The organism is Streptomyces sp. NPDC048436 (assembly GCF_043200355.1).
Taxonomy (GTDB): Bacteria; Actinomycetota; Actinomycetes; order Streptomycetales; family Streptomycetaceae; genus Streptomyces.
The window spans coordinates 302,432-319,163 of the sequence record NZ_JBICXP010000008.1 but is presented as its reverse complement, the minus strand read 5'-3'; the positions used below and the strand labels follow the sequence as shown (position 1 = coordinate 319,163).

General features: G+C 70.2%; 23 protein-coding genes. 12 read left to right on the top strand and 11 right to left on the bottom strand.

Annotated features, from left to right (window positions below):
* Positions 1-227 precede the first annotated feature (227 nt).
* Both ACGFX9_RS27515 and ACGFX9_RS27510 read left to right on the top strand, forming a co-directional pair.
* Positions 228-638 carry a hypothetical protein gene (locus tag ACGFX9_RS27515; RefSeq protein WP_393477425.1) on the top strand — a complete coding sequence of 137 codons (411 nt, stop codon included), beginning with the start codon at positions 228-230 and terminating at the stop codon, positions 636-638.
* A gap of 85 nt (positions 639-723) precedes the next feature.
* The gene (locus tag ACGFX9_RS27510) at positions 724-1,413 is read left to right on the top strand and encodes a DUF6766 family protein (protein WP_393477422.1); all 690 of its coding nucleotides are present in this window, start codon (positions 724-726) and stop codon (positions 1,411-1,413) included.
* Positions 1,414-1,444: 31 nt separating this feature from the next.
* Here the strand turns inward: ACGFX9_RS27510 and ACGFX9_RS27505 are convergent, their stop codons facing one another.
* From ACGFX9_RS27505 to ACGFX9_RS27495, 3 genes are all read right to left on the bottom strand, one after another.
* Positions 1,445-2,110 carry an HAD family hydrolase gene (locus tag ACGFX9_RS27505; RefSeq protein ID WP_393477418.1) on the bottom strand — a complete coding sequence of 222 codons (666 nt, stop codon included), beginning with the start codon at positions 2,108-2,110 and terminating at the stop codon, positions 1,445-1,447.
* Between the two features lie 42 nt (positions 2,111-2,152).
* Complete coding sequence (locus ACGFX9_RS27500) at positions 2,153-2,377, bottom strand: hypothetical protein (protein WP_393477415.1); 225 nt, start codon at positions 2,375-2,377, stop codon at positions 2,153-2,155.
* 74 nt (positions 2,378-2,451) lie between these two features.
* Positions 2,452-3,705 (bottom strand): cytochrome P450, encoded by a 1,254-nt coding sequence (locus tag ACGFX9_RS27495; protein WP_393477412.1) that lies wholly within the window; start codon positions 3,703-3,705, stop codon positions 2,452-2,454.
* A 253-nt stretch (positions 3,706-3,958) separates the two neighbouring features.
* Between ACGFX9_RS27495 and ACGFX9_RS27490 the strand changes: the two genes are divergently transcribed.
* Entirely contained in the window at positions 3,959-4,186 is a 228-nt protein-coding gene (locus tag ACGFX9_RS27490; protein WP_393477408.1) for a DUF5133 domain-containing protein, read from the top strand.
* 15 nt (positions 4,187-4,201) lie between these two features.
* Here the strand turns inward: ACGFX9_RS27490 and ACGFX9_RS27485 are convergent, their stop codons facing one another.
* Positions 4,202-5,113, bottom strand: a complete 912-nt coding sequence (locus tag ACGFX9_RS27485; protein WP_393477405.1) for a LysR family transcriptional regulator — start codon at positions 5,111-5,113, stop codon at positions 4,202-4,204.
* Positions 5,114-5,187: 74 nt separating this feature from the next.
* On the opposite strand from ACGFX9_RS27485, the gene ACGFX9_RS27480 reads away from it, so the two are divergent.
* Together ACGFX9_RS27480 and ACGFX9_RS27475 are read left to right on the top strand one after the other, a co-directional pair.
* The gene (locus ACGFX9_RS27480; RefSeq protein ID WP_393477399.1) at positions 5,188-6,108 is read left to right on the top strand and encodes a DMT family transporter; all 921 of its coding nucleotides are present in this window, start codon (positions 5,188-5,190) and stop codon (positions 6,106-6,108) included.
* A 101-nt stretch (positions 6,109-6,209) separates the two neighbouring features.
* Entirely contained in the window at positions 6,210-6,536 is a 327-nt protein-coding gene (locus tag ACGFX9_RS27475; protein ID WP_393477394.1) for a plasmid stabilization protein, read from the top strand.
* Positions 6,537-6,612: 76 nt separating this feature from the next.
* Here the strand turns inward: ACGFX9_RS27475 and ACGFX9_RS27470 are convergent, their stop codons facing one another.
* Both ACGFX9_RS27470 and ACGFX9_RS27465 read right to left on the bottom strand, forming a co-directional pair.
* On the bottom strand, positions 6,613-6,780 hold the full coding sequence (locus ACGFX9_RS27470; RefSeq protein ID WP_393477389.1) for a hydrophobic protein: 168 nt from the start codon (positions 6,778-6,780) through the stop codon (positions 6,613-6,615).
* Between the two features lie 324 nt (positions 6,781-7,104).
* Positions 7,105-7,791: an SDR family oxidoreductase gene (locus ACGFX9_RS27465; protein WP_393477383.1), complete on the bottom strand. Its 687-nt coding sequence runs from the start codon at positions 7,789-7,791 to the stop codon at positions 7,105-7,107.
* Between the two features lie 84 nt (positions 7,792-7,875).
* On the opposite strand from ACGFX9_RS27465, the gene ACGFX9_RS27460 reads away from it, so the two are divergent.
* Positions 7,876-8,478 (top strand): TetR/AcrR family transcriptional regulator, encoded by a 603-nt coding sequence (locus tag ACGFX9_RS27460; protein ID WP_393477377.1) that lies wholly within the window; start codon positions 7,876-7,878, stop codon positions 8,476-8,478.
* A 126-nt stretch (positions 8,479-8,604) separates the two neighbouring features.
* Positions 8,605-9,018 (top strand): SsgA family sporulation/cell division regulator, encoded by a 414-nt coding sequence (locus ACGFX9_RS27455; RefSeq protein WP_393477374.1) that lies wholly within the window; start codon positions 8,605-8,607, stop codon positions 9,016-9,018.
* A gap of 142 nt (positions 9,019-9,160) precedes the next feature.
* Here ACGFX9_RS27455 and ACGFX9_RS27450 read toward each other — a convergent pair whose 3' ends face one another.
* Positions 9,161-9,388, bottom strand: coding sequence for a DUF5133 domain-containing protein (locus ACGFX9_RS27450; RefSeq protein WP_393477371.1), 228 nt, complete (start codon positions 9,386-9,388; stop codon positions 9,161-9,163).
* A 391-nt stretch (positions 9,389-9,779) separates the two neighbouring features.
* Here ACGFX9_RS27450 and ACGFX9_RS27445 point away from each other — a divergent pair, with 391 nt between their 5' ends.
* On the top strand, positions 9,780-10,529 hold the full coding sequence (locus ACGFX9_RS27445; RefSeq protein ID WP_393477369.1) for an SDR family oxidoreductase: 750 nt from the start codon (positions 9,780-9,782) through the stop codon (positions 10,527-10,529).
* Positions 10,530-10,551: 22 nt separating this feature from the next.
* On the opposite strand, the gene ACGFX9_RS27440 is transcribed toward ACGFX9_RS27445, so the two are convergent.
* Both ACGFX9_RS27440 and ACGFX9_RS27435 read right to left on the bottom strand, forming a co-directional pair.
* Positions 10,552-12,129 (bottom strand): phytoene desaturase family protein, encoded by a 1,578-nt coding sequence (locus ACGFX9_RS27440; RefSeq protein WP_393477364.1) that lies wholly within the window; start codon positions 12,127-12,129, stop codon positions 10,552-10,554.
* 98 nt (positions 12,130-12,227) lie between these two features.
* A complete protein-coding gene (locus tag ACGFX9_RS27435) occupies positions 12,228-12,683 on the bottom strand; it encodes an SRPBCC family protein (RefSeq protein ID WP_393477361.1) in 456 nt (151 codons plus the stop codon).
* Positions 12,684-12,826: 143 nt separating this feature from the next.
* Here ACGFX9_RS27435 and ACGFX9_RS27430 point away from each other — a divergent pair, with 143 nt between their 5' ends.
* A complete protein-coding gene (locus ACGFX9_RS27430) occupies positions 12,827-13,087 on the top strand; it encodes a hypothetical protein (RefSeq protein ID WP_393477356.1) in 261 nt (86 codons plus the stop codon).
* A gap of 9 nt (positions 13,088-13,096) precedes the next feature.
* Here the strand turns inward: ACGFX9_RS27430 and ACGFX9_RS27425 are convergent, their stop codons facing one another.
* Together ACGFX9_RS27425 and ACGFX9_RS27420 are read right to left on the bottom strand one after the other, a co-directional pair.
* A complete protein-coding gene (locus tag ACGFX9_RS27425) occupies positions 13,097-13,531 on the bottom strand; it encodes a DUF2267 domain-containing protein (RefSeq protein WP_393477353.1) in 435 nt (144 codons plus the stop codon).
* Positions 13,532-13,625: 94 nt separating this feature from the next.
* Positions 13,626-14,057 (bottom strand): Hsp20/alpha crystallin family protein, encoded by a 432-nt coding sequence (locus ACGFX9_RS27420; protein ID WP_393477349.1) that lies wholly within the window; start codon positions 14,055-14,057, stop codon positions 13,626-13,628.
* Positions 14,058-14,187: 130 nt separating this feature from the next.
* Here ACGFX9_RS27420 and ACGFX9_RS27415 point away from each other — a divergent pair, with 130 nt between their 5' ends.
* From ACGFX9_RS27415 to ligD, 3 genes are all read left to right on the top strand, one after another.
* Positions 14,188-14,841, top strand: coding sequence for a type III effector protein (locus ACGFX9_RS27415; RefSeq protein ID WP_393477346.1), 654 nt, complete (start codon positions 14,188-14,190; stop codon positions 14,839-14,841).
* A gap of 124 nt (positions 14,842-14,965) precedes the next feature.
* Positions 14,966-15,643 carry a DNA polymerase ligase N-terminal domain-containing protein gene (locus ACGFX9_RS27410; protein ID WP_393477342.1) on the top strand — a complete coding sequence of 226 codons (678 nt, stop codon included), beginning with the start codon at positions 14,966-14,968 and terminating at the stop codon, positions 15,641-15,643.
* Entirely contained in the window at positions 15,640-16,650 is a 1,011-nt protein-coding gene (gene ligD / locus ACGFX9_RS27405; protein ID WP_393477339.1) for a non-homologous end-joining DNA ligase, read from the top strand. Before ACGFX9_RS27410 ends, ligD begins: the two co-directional genes overlap by 4 nt.
* Positions 16,651-16,732: the final 82 nt, after the last annotated feature.

The window sequence follows — 16,732 nt, the reverse complement described above, 5'->3', positions numbered from 1 at the left end:
GCCAAACTCCCTGAAAGCCGCGGACCGTGCAGCCCGAGGGGGCCTGTTGTACGTGGCGACGTCCCATTTCACCGAACGCATGCCGGTAGGTGTCCGACGGCAGCATCGGAAGGGATCTATCCGGGGGAACACTCCCGCGTGTCGGATGAGGGTTCAACGCCGCCAGGACCCGAGTGGCGATGCTCGCTGGGCAGAGGGAAGTTCTCCACGGGAAAGGGGCCTGCCGGGTGCGTCGCAGATGTCGGCTGCTGGCCGGGTATGCCGGTGTGGCGGTTCTCGCGCTGGCCGGTTGCTCGTCCCTCACGAGTCGAGAAGCCGCGGCCACCGCCGCGGCCGAACGCTTTGAACGGCTTCGCCCGCAGCCGCAGGCCGCTTGCCGCCAGCTGGCGCCCGAAACCTTCGACGAGCTGGAGCAGAGCGCGAAGTCCGCCTGTCCCCAGGCCCTGGCGGAGCTCGAACTGCCCGCGGCAGGCTCCGTGACCGACACCGACGTCTATGGACGCCAGGCCCGGGTCGTACTCGACGGGGACACCCTCTTCCTCGCGTCGGTCGCCGGCAGCTGGAAGATCACCGCGGCAGGCTGCGCGCCGCCGGATGCCACCGAGCGCCCCTACGACTGTCTGCTCAAGGGCGGGTGACATTTGTGCGATTCCTCTTCGGCGCTTACCTGATCATCATCGTCGGCGGGCTGGCCTACTTCATGGTGATGGGAGTGACCCACCAGTGACGTCGTCCACGCCGCGCCGCTATTTCGTGGAGAACGGCCTGACGCTGGCGTTCGGCCTCGGATTCCTCCTCACCCTGGCCGGTCAGGCGATCGCCGGACACGCCGATTACAACAACCAGCTGACTGTCGACGGTCTGCCCGCCCTTTCGTTCGGCGCGTACCTTCTCAGCTCCGACTTCGCGGTCGACGTCACCGAGAACTGGCAGTCCGAGTACCTGCAGTTCTTCCTCTACATCTACGCGACGGTGTGGCTGCTCCAGCGCGGTTCCCCCGAATCCAAGGAACTCGGCAGAGCGGGCCCCGGATCCGATGCCGAGCAGAAGACCGGGCGCCACGCGCGAGCGGGCTCACCCGCGTGGGCCGCCGTCGGCGGCATCCGCCAGGCCTTCTACTCCCGCTCTCTGGGCATCCTCATGTGCGGGGTCTTCCTGCTGTCCTGGCTCGCCCAGTCCATCGCCGGCAGTGCCGCCTTCAACGAACAGCATCTGCGTGACCTTCAGGCGCCCATCAGCTGGGCCCAGTACCTGACGGCGGCGGACTTCTGGAGCCGGACCCTTCAGAACTGGCAGTCCGAACTGCTCGCGGTCGGATCCATGGCCATCTTCTCCGTCTACCTCCGCCACCGCGGCTCGCCCGAATCCAAACCCGTCGGCTCCGCACACGACTCCACCGGCGTCGAAGGCTGAGCGATCGGCGCGGTGAAGCCCTCGGGGTACGTCACTCGGGTTCGGCCGGCAGCGCACTGTCCAGATGGGCGAGCAGATCGGCTGGAGTCGCGTACACGGCGGAGGCGCCGGCCTTCTCCAGATCCGGCCGGGGAATGCCGCCCGACAGCAGGGCGATGCTGCGCACCCCCGCCCGGCGGGCCGCCTGCATGTCCCACACGGAGTCTCCGACGAACCACGCCTCGTCCGGCCCGCACTCCGCGATCTCCAGTGCGTGGTGGACGGGATCGGGGGCCGGCTTGCCCGAGGAGACGTCGTCCGCGCTCGCGATGCCGGCGATCACATCATCCGCGTCGATGGCCCGGCGAAGCGCCTTCAGCTCGGACCCGCCGGCCGAGGTCGCCAGGACGATACGCCAACCGCGGTCGTCGAGGGCGTGCAGCAGATCGCGCGCTCCGTCCAGCGCCGGCAGCCGGTTGAAGTAGGTGGCGTACAGCGTGGTGTGCGCGGCGCTGAGCTCCGCGTTCAGGTCGTGGTCACGCTCGTCGCCCAGCAGATGGGCGATGAGGTCGGTCGAGCCGAGCCCGATGGCGTGGTGGATGTCGTGCATGGTGACCGTGTGACCCGCCTGGCGGAAGGCTTCCCACCAGCTGGTCACATGCAGGTAGTTGGTGTCGGTAAGCGTCCCGTCCACGTCGAACAGTGCCGCACGCCCCATGGCATAGCCCCTTTCCTCGATCGAAGCCGATCGCTGTTCCCCCTACCGCTTGCCTTCGCCGCCATGCTTCCTGTTGCCGTGTCCGGGCTGGACGTCCTCCTGCGCGGAAGGGTTGGGAGTGAGCGCGTCCGCGGCTTCGCCGTCCTTTTCCCTGTCCCGTTCGTTGCCGGGGAGACGGGTTTCCGCGTCCTCGACTTCGTCGAAAACCTCCTCGGCGGCTGTTTCCGCGTGCTTGGGCGTCTGCTCATCGCCGCGCTTGTGATTCATGCCGGGCCTCCAACTGGGCTGTTCTGTACTCAGGCTGTTCAGTACTCGGATTCGGATGCGGGGCTGTGTGTTCGTCAGCGCACATCGGCGATGACAAAGCCGCTGCGCGGCCTCGTCGGCACCCGGTTCAACGGAATGCGCAGGTCTTGTTCGGGGACCTCGTACTCAAGTCGCGCCAGACGCGGGAGCAAGGTGCTCAACACCGCCAAGGTGATGTCCTCGCCCGGGCACCGATGCCCCTGCGAAGCGTCCCCGCCGCCCTGCGGGACCAGCTCGTCGCGACCGGGTTCGCGGCCCACGAACCGTTCGGGGTCGAACATGTAGGGGTCGTGCCACAGCTCCGGATCGTGGTTCTGGCCGTAGAGGTCGAGGAGGACGAGAGCGCCCCGTGGGATCGCTTCGCCGTGCCATTCCAGGTCGTCGGGGGCGAGGCCCGCGACGAACGGCGCGAACGGGTAGAAACGCCGGAGTTCATGGGCGAACGCCCGGGCATAGCCGTCACGGTCCTCTGCGAGGCGCTGCCGCAGCGCCGGATTCCGGTGCAGCGCGTGGGCGCCGAACACGGTGTACCAGGTGACGGCGACGGTGGGGCGGATGACGTTGAGGATCTCGACGGCGGCAGTCCGCGGATCGAGGAGTTCGCCGTCGGCATCGCGGTGCGCCGCCACGGCCCGCACCACGGACTCCCGAATCACGGACTCCGGCGCGCCCTTCGCGGAGACGTCACCGTCGGACGCCCGGAGCTCCTCGACCAGCTCGGCCAGCCGCTGCTCCTGGCGGCCGCGGGCGCGCCGGGCCCGCCAGTGCCGGGGCCCGGCGGTCGCGAACCCGTCGACCATGGCCACCAGATCACGCGCGGTACGGCGCGCCTCGTCGTGCGGCTGCTCGGCCAGAGGCACTCCCGCCCACCGGCACACAGCACGCGTGATCAGGAGGCTCACCTCGTCGAACAGCGCCACCTGCGGCTGGCGGGACCACTCCTTGCTCGACCGCTCCCACTCCTCGGCGACCTGTTGCGCCAGACGGGCGACGTCGGACGCGTCCTTGAGCAGCGAGACGAAGAGGGACTTACGTCCGCGGTGCTCGGCCCCGTCAAGGGTGTGCACCGCGCCTTTGCCGAACAGCGTGCTCAGGACTGGTTCGGGCAGGGCGGAACGACGCCGTACGTGGTTCTCGTCGTAGAAGAACGCGACCGCTGCCGGTCCTCGCAACGCGATGGCCGGCTTGCCCAGCAGGCGTGTGCGGACGGGCCCTGGGCTCTTACGACGGCTCAGATCGGGAAGCCACGCGTACCCCTGCGAGAGCAGCGGCAGGGTGCTGTCGAGCATATGTTTCCTCCCGGATGACTTTTTGCTCAGCGGGACCCCGCTCTCACGCGGGGGCCGCGCCCCGTCCAGCCTCTGCCGGACACGGCGCCATCACCACTGGAGCGGCGTCGAACGCTTAGCGGACACGGCACGGATTGCCCATGAGGCGGCCTCAAAACGTGGACGAAGTTCTTTGAATACCGACTGTCCGCGCGGGCACCAGGGGTCAGCCAACGGCGATTCATCGCATCGCATCCCATGAAAGGAGCACCCCTTGCTCAGGCCTCACCCCACGTTCCTGCACTCCCTGCTCGAAACCTACGGCTCGCTACGAGACCTGCGGGCCCGGGAGGACTCGGCCGAGGTCCGGCGGAGGCTGGACGACGTCACGTACACGCTGTGCGTCTCCACCGGAACGCGGACTCCCGAGACGGCGGTGGCCTCGGCGCGTGCTCAACTCGCCGGAGTGCACTCGCGGGAGGACGCCCGCCTGTCGGCCTGAACCGCCGGGCCGGGATCAGCCGCCGGCCATGTGTGTCGATGCCGCGTCGCGCAGCGCGTCGAGGCCCGCCGTCACCAGGGGGTGGGCCGCGCTGCCGCGTCGCACGGCGGTCAGCAACTGCCGCGCGGGAACGGGGTCGCCCAGCAGAGGAACCCGCAGGACGGCGTGTTGAGGAAGCGGCACCATCCGTGGCATGAGGCAGACGCCGAGCCCCTCGGCGACGAGGGACGAGACCGCGTACCACTCCTTGACCTGGTGGACGACGCGCGGGGTGAACCCGGCCGCCGCACACGCTGCCGTCAGCAGTGGGTAGGTGTCGTTGTTGCGCTTCTTCACGACCCACGACTGGTCGGCGGCTTCCGCGAGTTGGACCCCCTCGGGCCGGGCGAGCGGATGTCCTTCGGCGACCAGCAGGTCCTGGCGGTCGGTCAGCAACGGAGACTGCTCGAAGCGGGCGTCGGTGACGGGCGGTGCCTCCGGACCGGGCAGTACGAGGGCCACGTCCGCTGCGTCGGCGAGCAGCAGCCGGTAGCACTCGGCGCTCTCCTCCTCGACGATCAGTGGCTCCACCAGCGGATGTGTCTCCCTGAGCCGGGCGACGGCCGGGGCGGCGAGTGTGGCGAGGGCGGAGGACACCCCGCACAGTCGCAGCGTGCCCCGCAAGGCCGTGCTCTGCTGGGCGAGTTCGGCCTGGGCGGCTTCCCACTGCGCCCGCAACGTGTCGGCGTGCCGGAGCACGATGTGCGCGGCCGGTGTCAGCCGCACTCGGCGCCCCTCCGGTCGCAGCAGCTCCACCTCCAGATCCCGTGCCAGGAGGCGCAACTGCTGGGAGACGGCCGAGGGGGTCAAGTGCAGGGCGGCGGCGGTCGCGGTCACCGTGCCGTGCTCGGCGAGCGTCCGCAGGACATGCAGCCGGGAGTCAATCATGTAGCCGAGCCTAAATGGTTCTGTGCAAAAACGTTTGCTGGACGTGGATGGTGGGCGCCGCCGAGCCTGGAGCCATGACGACGCTTCCCCGGCTTCCCGCTCCCGCCCTGATGCTCGGCAGCGTACTGAGCATCCAGTTCGGGCAGGCCATCGGCAAGCAGCTCGCCGGCACGGTGGGCGCCTCGGGCGCCGTGGCGCTGCGCCTCGCACTGGCCTCCGTGGTCCTGCTGCTCCTGTATGGGCCTTCGCTGCCCCGCAGCCGGGCGGACGCGGTGCTCATACTCGGCTTCGGCACGGCCATCGCCGGTATGAACCTGATCTATCCCGCGCTGGTCCTGCTGCCCCTCGGCTTGGCCAGCGCGCTCCAGCTCCTCGGCCCGATCAGCCTCGCCCTGCTCACCTCACGCCGGCTCCGCGACGCGGGCTGCGCGGTCCTGGCCGGCGGCGGGGTATGGCTCTTCCACGCTCCCCAAGGCGCACGATTTCCGCTCGTCGGGGTGTTGCTGGCGCTGGCCGCGGGCGCTTCCATGGCTGCCTACCTGCTGCTGAGCAAGAGAGCGGGGGCGGCCAACAGCGGTGGCGGCCCGCTGGCCCTTGCGGTGACGTGGGCCGCCCTGCTGACGCTGCCGCTGGGCGTGGCAAACCAGGGGGCGGAGCTCCTTGAGCCCCGCGTGCTGCTGATCGGAGTCGTGGTGGCGGTGGTCTCGGCGGTGCTCCCGTACTCCCTGGAACTGGCGGCGCTGCGGCGGCTGCCGACCAGGACCGTGGGCGTTCTGACCAGCCTGGAGCCGGCGAGCGCAGGCCTTGCGGGAGTGATCATCCTGGGTGAACACCTGGACCTCGTGCAGTGGGCGGCTCTGGCATGCGTGGGTGCGGCGAGCGCTGGGGCGGTGGTCCGGCGCAAAGGGGAGCGCCGCGAATGCCTGACGGATACAGCGCCACCTTCCGTCCCGCGAGAAGCCGTTGGAGGCGACCGGACAGGGCAGCAGGCTTGACCGGGCGCGCCGCGAATGCCGGTGTGAAACTGGGAAACACGTGAAAAGCGGCCACCGCGAGTACGCGCCGTGGCCGGAGCCACGAGGAAAGCGAGGTCATCATGCCGGCTGGATCCAGCAACAAACGCGAGCGCCAGTACGAACACATCAAGGAGAGCGCCGAGGATCGCGGAGCCTCCAAGGGCAGGGCCAAGGAGATGGCCGCGCGCACGGTCAACAAGGAGCGGGCCCGTTCCGGCGAGTCCAAGAGCGCGAGCAAGACGTCGACGAAGGACCCCAAGTCCTCGTCACAGCGCGGCGGAGAGCGTTCGCACAGCGGCGCGCAGGGCCCGACCAAGGACCAGCTTTATGAAGAGGCCAAGAAGAAGAACGTCGACGGCCGTTCGTCGATGAACAAGCAGCAGCTTAAGAAGGCGCTCGGACGCTGAGAAACGAATCGCCCCGAGAAACGACGCGCCCACGGCGGTGTTCGCTGCCGTGGGCGTCGCCTTGAAGCCGGTCCGCCTACCAGCGGTACCAGCGACTCCTGCCTCCACCCGACCCCGACCTGGCGATGAAGCCCACCAGCCAGACGACGAGCACGATGGCGGCGATCCACCAGAGGACCTTCAGGGCGAAACCGGCGCCGAAAAGGATCAGCACGAGAAGAAGAACGAGAATCAGGGGAACCATGACGATCGACCTCCGCTGTTCCGGTGCCGGTCATCGCAGAGAAACGGCGGGGCGATCAGTCCGCGCCTGAGGACATCACGTCCTGCCCTCGCTATTTCCGGCCCTTTTACATTACCTCATCCGGCGTAAAATGACCGATGAATAATTTCCCTTTCCCTGGTCTCCCTTTCGCGCGCGGATCCGGACGGCGAAGCGGTCGAAGATGCGGCGTGCCTCGTCCTGTGTCCGAACGAGGTGTAACGCATCAGATCCCCTTGGTGCTGCTGCTGATGGATCGAAGGATGGCGAAGCACGTGGGGGAGGGGCGGCGATCGATGGCCCGCGTCATGCCGCGTCCGGCGCTGCGGCCAGGTTCTGCTTGATGTAGCGGCTGACCTCGTCGGCGAGGATCTCGGGCTGCCCCTTCTCGATGCCGGCCAGGGCCTGTGCCGCGACATCGACGGGGTCGGCCTTCTGGTCGGCGGGTACGCCGGAGGCCATATCGGTGTCCATGTATCCGACGTGCAGGGCGGAGACGGCGATACCGCGCGGAGCCAGTTCCTCGCGGACAGCGTCGGTCTGCGCCCATGCGGCGGCCTTGGACGCCGCGTAGGAGCCGAGTCCGGCCGGATGCAGCCAGGACAGCACGGACAGGACGTTGAGTACGGCGCCGCCGCCGTTGGCCTCGATGACCGGGGCGAACGCCCGGGTCGTGGCGAGCGGGCCGAAGAAGTTCGTCTCCATCTCGCGGCGGACCGAGTCCAGGTCGCCGGCGATCAGCTGGGCGGCGGTGGAGATGCCGGCGTTGTTCACCAGCAGCGTCACGTCGGGCGCCGCCTGGGCCGCGGCCCGGATGGACGCCGCGTCGGTCACGTCGAGCCGGAGCGGTATGGCGCCCGGCACATCGACGGTGTCCGGGCGGCGGGCGGCGGCGTACACCTTCGCTCCGTGCTCCACGAGTTGGGCGGCGAGATGACGCCCCAGTCCCCGGTTGGCTCCGGTGACCACCGCTACCGCGTTCTTGAGTTCCATGTCAGCTCCGATAATTAGATTACGGCAACAATCTAACCACTGCACTAGAATAGATGCCAATCGGCATCCAATGGGAGGTGGCTGATGGGCCGCGTATCGCAGGCACAAGCGCAGGAGAATCGCCGGAGGGTGGTGGAGACCGCCTCCCGGCTCTTCCGGGAGCAGGGCACGCACGTCAGCGTCGCCGACCTGATGAAGGCGGCAGGGCTGACCCACGGCGGTTTCTACAAGCAGTTCGCCTCCAAGGAGGCGCTCATCGGCGAAGCCACCGCCCACGCGTTCCAAGGGCTCACCCAGTCGCGCGACGCCGGACTCGAACAGCACGAGGGGCAGCGCGAGGCCGCGCGGCAGGAGCTGATCGACGTCTATCTCTCCGCGGAGCACCGCGACAACATGGCGGGGGGCTGCCCGACCGCCGCCCTGGCCGCCGACATGGCGCGAGGGCAGGGCGGCGGTCGCCGCGTCTACACCGAAGGAGTGACCGACTTCGCCGACTGGCTCGCCACCGAAGGCCCGGACGGCATCACCCGGTTGTGCACGATGGTCGGCGCCCTCGTCCTGGCCCGAGCCACGAAGGGTTCCCCGCTCTCGGACGAGATCCTGGACGCCGCGCGCGAGGCGTTGACGGGGGCCGGCGGACCGGAGAGTCGTGCGGTCGACGGACTGGAGAGCGGTGCGGCCGGCTGATCCCGCGCCTGAAGTCCGCCCGGGGTGACCGGCGTAGGGCCGAAGTGGCGTCAGCCTCCGGCGCGTATGTCACTCGGTCTGCTATCGCTCGGCATGCATCGGCGACTACCGGGAACCCCGTCTTCCATGGACTCCAGCCTCATCCGCCCCGTCACGTCCCACCTGCGCGTCGACACTCTCGACCTCGTACTCGAAGCGGAGTTGACCCTCACGTACACGACCAAGGACCCCTTGGCCGTCACCCTCACGTTTCCGCCGCCCGAGGCCGAACAGACCCCGACCACCTGGGTGCTCTCCAGGGATCTGCTGGCGTCGGGGCTCCAGGCGCCGGTGGGCGAAGGTGATGTCGTGATCAGGCCTGCGGGGCGGCACAGGGTGATGGTGACCCTCAGCTCCCCGGGCGGACGCGTCCGGGGGGAATTCGAGCGGGCGCCCGTCGAGGCGTTCGTCCGCGAGGCGTACGCCCTGCTGCCCGCCGGTGAAGAGGACGCGGCCCTGGATCTGGACGGCCTGATCTCCGCTCTCCTCGCGGCGCCCTGAACACGGTCCTCCGCTGGGCCGTGCCCGCAGGCTTCGTGCCACCGGCATAGTCCAGGCGGTCGGTCGCGGCACCAACGGCCCGGTCGCCATGGCCCCGTACGGCTCATGGTGACCGGGCGGGCGGAGCCGGGCTCCGCCGGTGTCACACCGGCTGCGGGGTGTCCGGTTTGCCCTCGGCCATGGCCAGCTGTCGCCGGGCGGTCTCGAGCGCGGACCGCACCTCACGCGTGCCGGTGTAGACGCAGAGGGTGTAGGCGATGTCCTCGATCTGTTGGCGGACCTCAGGGGCCCGGTTCCGCGTGTGCAGCGCGCGCAGCGCCTCGTACTGCTCCACCAGGTTGCGCAGTACCGTCGGGTGGGCCATCAGCACGGCAGGTCTCCTTTGCTCTCAACGTGCAATGATGCAGGGGTACTTGGCCGCCTTCGTGCGCGTCTGCACGCGCGACAGCAGGCGGAGAGTGGGTCGACGAGATCCCCGCCGGGGCGGGGTTCGTTCGGACGACGGCGGAGGAAGAACAACATTCGCTCCGTGGAAGCAGGTGGAAGCAGGGCTTGTGGGCGCGGCCGCTTCCTGACCTAAAAGTCAGTGTGCCCACGAGAGCGCGCGGGACGCCATTCGGCGATGTGACGTGTGCCGCATACACCGGTGTAGAGGCGCCCCGCCGCCTGGTATGCGGCCCCTGGCGCGGCCTGCCACCATGACCGTGTGCGTCCTGGCGGGTGCGGCACCCGTCGGTGCCGTCCCACCCGGAGGAGTTCTCGTGACCGACCGGAAGCGCGTCCTGCGCGGTCGCACGGCTGTCGTGACCGGCGCCGCGCGCGGTGTGGGGGAGGCCGTCGCAGACGCCGAGGCGATGGCGCGCGTGGCCGACGAGGTACGCGACCGTCAGGGTCCCGCCTCGGTGGTCGTCGCCAATGCGGGAGTCGCCGAGGGCGGTCCCTTCCTCGACTCCGATCCGGCCAGCTGGCGGCGGGTCATCGAGGTCAACGTCGTGGGCAGCGCCAACACCGCCCGGGTCTTTCTGCCCCAACTGCTCGACACCCGCGGCTACTACCTCCAGATCGCCTCACTTGCCTCCATCGGCGCCGCGCCGCTGATGAGCGCCTACTGCGCCTCCAAAGCGGGCGTGGAGTCCTTCGGCCAGTCCTTGCGCGCGGAGCTCGCCCCGCGGGGCGTCGGGGTGGGCATCGCCTATCTGAACTGGACCGACACGGCCATGATCCGTGACGCCGACCGGCACCCCGTACTGCGCGAACTGCGTGCGCACATGCCCCCGCCGGCCCGGAAGATCTACCCTCCGGACCACGTGGCCGGGCGTCTGGTGGACACCGTCGAGCGGCGGGCGGCCAGTGTGTACGTACCGGGCTGGCTCCGGGGCCTGCAGGCGGTGCGGGCCGGTCTGCCGCCGCTCATCAGCAGGTTCGCGCGCCATGAGTTGATGCGCTCGGAGTTCTCGTCGACGGGCCTTCTGGGACCCGGCGGGCGTGCGGCGGAAGGCTCCGGCTCCTAGGAGCGTCGCCCACGCGACCGCCTCAGCCGCGCCGGAAGCGGCGGTCGATCCGGCCCCGCAGCGCGGCCCGGGCGGCGTTGGCGCCGGGGGCTCCGTGGACGCCGCCGCCGGGATGAGCGGCGGCCGACGCGAGGTAGAGGCCCTTGACCGGTGTCCCGGGCCGGCCCGTGCCCGGCGTGGGGCGGAACACCAACTGCTGGTGGGCGGCTGTGGTGCCGCCGTTGATCGCGCCCCCGTGCAGGTTGGCGTCCATGGCCTGGAGGGTGGGCGGGGCGAGGAGGCGCCGGGACCTGATGCGGGAGCGGAAGCCCGGCGCCCAGCGTTCCACTTCGTTCTCCATCCGGTCCGCCATCGCCTCCTGTTCCCGCCGGTCCCAGGACCCGGTCAGGCCGTCGTCACCGGCGTCGCCCTTGATCCGCTGCGGGACATGTGTGTAGGCCCAGGCCGATTCGGTGCCTGCCGGTGAGCGCGAGGCGTCGGCGGTGGTCATCTGCCCGAAGAGAAGAAAGGGACGCTCGGGCACCTGCCCCATCGCGATCTGCGCCGCGAACCGGGTGAGGCCGTCCACGCCGTCGGCCAGGTGGACCGTCCCCGCGGTGGCCGCCTCCGGCGCCGTCCAGGGGACCGGGCCGCTCAGCGCCCAGTCGACCTTGTAGGTCGCGAAGTCCCACTGGAACCGGCGCAGATCCCCGAGGAGCCGGCCGGGCAGGTGCCGTGCGTCGACCAAGTCGCCGTACAGCGCCGGCGCCGACACATCGGCGAGAACCGCGCGGGACGCCGGCACGCTCTCACCTCCGGCGGTGCGCACACCGACCGCGCGCCCGGCCCGTACGACGACCTCGCTCACGCGCTCACAGCACCGCACCACGCCGCCGTACCGCTCCAGCCGCCGTACCAGGGACGCCGTGAGCGCGCCCGCCCCGCCGACCGGAACGGGGAAGCCGTACGTCTGGCCGAGCATGGACATCAGCCAGCCGAAGCCTCCGCTGCCGGTCGCTTCCGGGCCGAGGTCCGCGTGCAGAGCGTTGCCCGCGAGCAGCAGCCGGCCGCCCTCGCCGCGGAACTCCTCCTCGCCAAGGCGCCGGACCGGCAGCGCCAGGGTCCGGGCCATCCGCAGACCGCCTGCGCCCCGGAGCTTGGCGGCGAGGCGGACCGCGGAGCGCACGGGCGGGAACGGGGTGAAGAGGGCCCCGAGGATGTCGGGGCCCACTCGGTTCCAGGTGGCGCAGAGGTTGAGCCAGGCGGCCCCGTCGCCCGGCGCGAACGCGTCAAGGCCCTCCGCGGTGTCCGCCGCCCCGCGTGCCAGGACCGCGCACCGGCCGTCCGGCAGCGGGTGCGCCAGGACACGGGGAGCGTGGCTCCAGCTGAGGCCCTCCTGTTGGAGCTGCAGATCCGCGAGGACGGGGGAGGCCGCGGCCAGGGGGTAGAAGGCGCTGAAGAGGTCGTTCACGTAATCGGGATGGACACCACGATCGCTGCGGACCGCACCCCCCGGCTCCGGCTGCTCCTCGAGAACCTCCACGCTCCATCCCGCGTCGGCGAGCAGATTCGCCGCGACGAGACCGTTGGGCCCCGCGCCGATGACCACCGCGTCCGGCATCACTGACTCCTGACGTTCGCTCAAGCCGATCGGAACGACCGGGACGGCCGGGACGGCCGGGACGACCAGGCCCCTGGGCCGGCCTGCCCGCCCGGCTCTCAGGCCGATTCGTACGCGTGCTTCGGGGATTTCTCCACGACGTCCGCAAGGCGGGCGAGCATGGGGCGGTGCCGCAGTTGGATCAGCGCGTCCACGGCCACGTTGTGGAGCGCTCCGCCGGGCCCGGTCAAGGGATGCTCGTCGACGATGACCAGGGCGTACTCACCCCACGGCCGTACCTCGATGGCGATCCGCGCGGCACCGAGCCGACCGCTGTCGGCCTCAAGTTCCAGAATGCCGGGCTCTTCACACCGCCGGACGGTCGTGCATCCCGACAGCGCCCCCCACCCGACCCGCACCGTGTACGTGATGCTGGAACCGACCTCGGGCCAACGGCCCTCCCTGGGCTCTGAATGTGACGTGCCGACCACCCAGTCGCCGTAACGCGAACTGTCCGCGAGTACCGCCCAGACGTCAGCTACGGAGCGCTTGATCAATCGGTGTCGTACGGCCATCGGCTCTCCAGCCCTTGTCGGATGCGGCGACCTTCGTCGGATGTTCACCCTCGCAGGCGTTCGAAAGGTTCGCCGCCTGTCGGACGCCGAACCGGGTACATGTTGCGCGTGAAATCTCCCGATATCACCCCGAGGCATCCAGCATGGCGACGCCGCTCAAGAAGGCACTGACCACCCCGCTGCTCTACTTCTTCTTCCTGGTCAACACCTCGGCTCTGGTGCTGCGTCGCGACGACACGACACGGGACCACTTCAGGACTCCGACGGTCGTACCGCTGCTCGGAGCGGCCTCGTGCGTTCTGCTCGCGACGCAGATCGAACGTGAGGTGTGGCTGCGGGGCGGCATCGTCCTGGTGGTGGGCGCCGTGGCGGGCGCCGTCACCGCGGTACGCCGCCGCCCCTGAACCCCGCGCCTACGCGGCCTGGATGAGTTCGGCCCGGCCGAACAGGAGCGCGTAGCCCGAAGGGAGCCGGCCCAGGATGCGGGTCAGCAGATCGGGGCCCGCCAGAGCGGCGACGGCGGCCAGTACCGCGCCGGTGTCCCAGCGTGTCGTGGCGGGGCCGGCTCCGGCGCGGCTCGCGAGGTCCTTGACGAAGCCCCAGCCGGTGAGGGGCTCGGTGTCGGGGATCTGGGCGGTGAGGACGAGAGCGGCCTCTACGGGCAGGCGGGCGGCCAGTTCGACGCGCTCGTCCCCGGTCAGCTGCCTGCCAAGGCCACCGAGGACCAGATGGACGGCTTCCTCGGCCCGCTCCCGTGTGGGGTACGCGCCTTCGTAGCGGACCTTCTCCAGCATCTGCTGGAAGGTCATGACAGGGCGGGGCCGGGAGAGTTCCGTTCGTTCGAACATCGCTGGGTGCGCGCCTTTCTCGTCGCGGAGGTTTCGTCGCGGGGTGGGCGCCGGCGCGTGGGAAGCGCCGGCGGGGTTCATCGGCGGCAGCGGCTCAGCCGCTGATCTCCCTGCGGGACGCTTCGTTCCCGATGGAGATCTTGCGGGGCTTGGCACGCTCGGCGATCGGGATGCGCAGGGTCAGCACACCCGCGTCGTAGTCCGCCTCGATGCGCTCGGTGTCCAGCGTGTCGGCCAGGACGATCTGGCGGGAGAACACGCCGAGGGGCCGCTCGGACAGTTCCATCTGGACGTGCTCGGACTTGGCGACGGGCCGGCGCTCGGCCTTGACAGTCAGCATGTTCCGTTCTACGTCGATGTCGATCGCCTCAGCGGTCACGCCGGGCAGGTCGAAGGCCACCACGTACTCGTCGCCGTCGCGGTAGGCGTCCATGGCCATCGCGGACGGCCGGGACGCTGTCCCGGGGCCGATCAACTGCTGGGCGAGACGGTCGAGCTCGCGGAAGGGATCGGTGCGCATCAACATCGCGAAACACCTCCAGAAGGTCCGGGCAGTACCTGCCAATGCGCTTCACCTGCCTTCGGTTGTAGCATGTCGTCCAATGGATGACAAGTTGCATGTCGTCCAAGCGATGACGATGACGAAGGAGGCACCCGTGACAGCGATCCGCCCGCCGAACCCGTCCCGCGACGAAGCCCGAAATCCGGCGTCCTTCCTGGCCGCGGCCGCCGCCCTGGAAGCCATCAGCGACGCCATGCAGAGCGCCCAGGAGGGGGGAGCGGACGCGCGGAGCTCCGGCCGTGCCGACCCCGAACAGGCCCTGGCCTCGCTGCTGCTGCTGCGCGAGGTCCGGGAGCAGCTCGCCGGGTGGGAAGCCGGGCTGATCGAGACGGCCCGCCACGCGGGAGCCAGCTGGGCCGACCTCGCCCACCCCCTGGGAGTCGCCAGCCGCCAGGCCGCCGAACGCCGCTACCTGCGCCAGCGCCCCGGGCCGACCGGAAGCACCGGCGAGCAGCGTGTACAAGCCACCCGCCGACGCCGTGCCGCCGACCGCTCCCGCACCGCCTGGGCCCGGGACAACGCCGCCGCCCTGCGTCGTCTGGCCGGCCAGGTCGCGGCCCTCACCGGTCTTCCGCCGCAAGCCCGGGTCCCGGTCGGCCAACTCGACGCCGCTCTGGGCGACGACGACCCCACCGCCCTGATCGATCCACTGAACGCGGCCCTGCCCTACGTGGCGACGGCCCACCCCGGTCTCGGCGCCGAGCTCGACGCCCTCACCGGCCACCTCGACGCGGACAGGCCCCGCTGACCGCCGCGTCTGCCGATGCCTGAGACGGGCGCGAGGGTCATGATGAGCCGAGCGGCGCGTGCCGGCGACGATCACGGGTACGCGGCGCTCGAACGGACCAGCGACCCGACAGGAGGCGCCCGCCGTGAGCGAGAAGGACGGACTGCGGACCTACCGCGGCAAGCGGCACTTCGACAGGACGAGCGAGCCGAGCGGCGAGCGGGCGGCGCGCGACGAAGCCGCGCGGACGGCGGACGACGACCCGGCGTTCGTGGTGCAGATCCATGACGCGAGCACGATGCACTTCGACTTCCGCCTTGAGGTCGACGGCGTACTCAAGTCCTGGTCGGTCCCCAAGGGCCCCTCCACCGACCCCCACGACAAGCGGCTCGCCATCCCCACCGAGGACCACCCGATGGCGTACCGGGACTTCGAAGGCGTGATCCCCGAGGGCGAGTACGGCGGCGGGACCGTCATCGTCTGGGATCAGGGCACCTACCGGCCGACCAGCCACGACAAGCGCAACCGGCCGGTGCCGTTCGGCGAAGCCCTGGAGAAGGGCCACGCCACGTTCGATCTGCGCGGCGAGAAGTTGCGCGGCCGGTTCGCGCTCACCCGCTTCCACGGCCGCGAGGAGGCGAGCGGCGGATCCGCAAGGAAGCCGACGTGGCTGCTCGTGCGGACCGGATCCGGAGGCGGCTCGGGCCGAGGCACCCCCGACCCACGGCGGGCCCGCTCGGCCCTGAGCGGCCGTACGCTCCACCAGGTCGCCGAGGCGCCGGACGCGCCGAGATGGGAGCCCAACGGCGGTGAGCAGAAGTGACCGGCCTGCTGGACACGCTGCCGCCCGATCTGCACGACCGTACGAGGAAGGCGGCGCCGGGAGTCGAACTCGCCGCCTCGCCCATGCTGGCCACGCTCAGCGACCGGCGTGACTTCCCCCAGGGCTGGGTCTTCGAGCGGAAACTGGACGGCATCCGCGTCCTCGCGGTGCGCGAGAACGGCGAGGTGACGCTCCGCTCCCGCTCAGGGCGGCGCCTTAACGCCACGTACCCGGAGATCGTCGACGCCCTCGCCGCGCAGGACTGCGCGGACTTCACCATCGACGGGGAGATCGTCGCCTACTCGCACGGCCGCACGGACTTCGCGCGACTCCAGCAGCGCATGGGACTCACCCGGCGTGCCGACGTCGAGGCGAGCAAAGTCGCCGTGACGTACTACGTCTTCGATCTCCTGCGCCTGGACGAGGTGGATGTACGGCGACTGCCCCTGCGCACCCGCAAGTCCCTGCTGCGACGCTCGATCACGTTCATGGCCCCGTTGCGGTTCTGCGTCCACCGCAACGAAGGCGGCCCCGAACTGCTCGCCGACGCGTGCCGACGCGGCTGGGAAGGGCTCATCGCCAAGCGGGCCGACAGCAGCTACCGGACGCGCCGCTCGGACGACTGGCTGAAGCTGAAATGCTCCCAGGGCCAGGAGTTCGTGGTCGGCGGCTTCACCGAGCCCGCGGGCAGCCGAGTGGGTATCGGCGCGCTGCTCATCGGCTACTACGAGGACGGGAAGCTGCGGTACGCGGGCAAGGTCGGCACCGGATTCGACCGGCGCACTCTGCTCGCCCTGCGCGAGAAACTCGACGAATTCCAGGTGCCGCGTTCGCCGTTCGACGGCCGGGTCGCGGAGCGGACAGCGCACTGGGCGCACCCGCGGCTCGTGACGCAGATCGCCTTCACGGAGTGGACACGCGACGGCATGCTGCGCCATCCCCGCTACCAGGGACTGCGGGACGACAAGGATCCGGCCGACATCGTCAGGGAGCGCGGGAAGCCGTGACCGGTGGTTTGCGGGGCAGCCGAACGCCCTGAGGCACCGTTGGACGTAGGACGGCGTCCGAGAGCCGTGAGAAGGAAGAGCC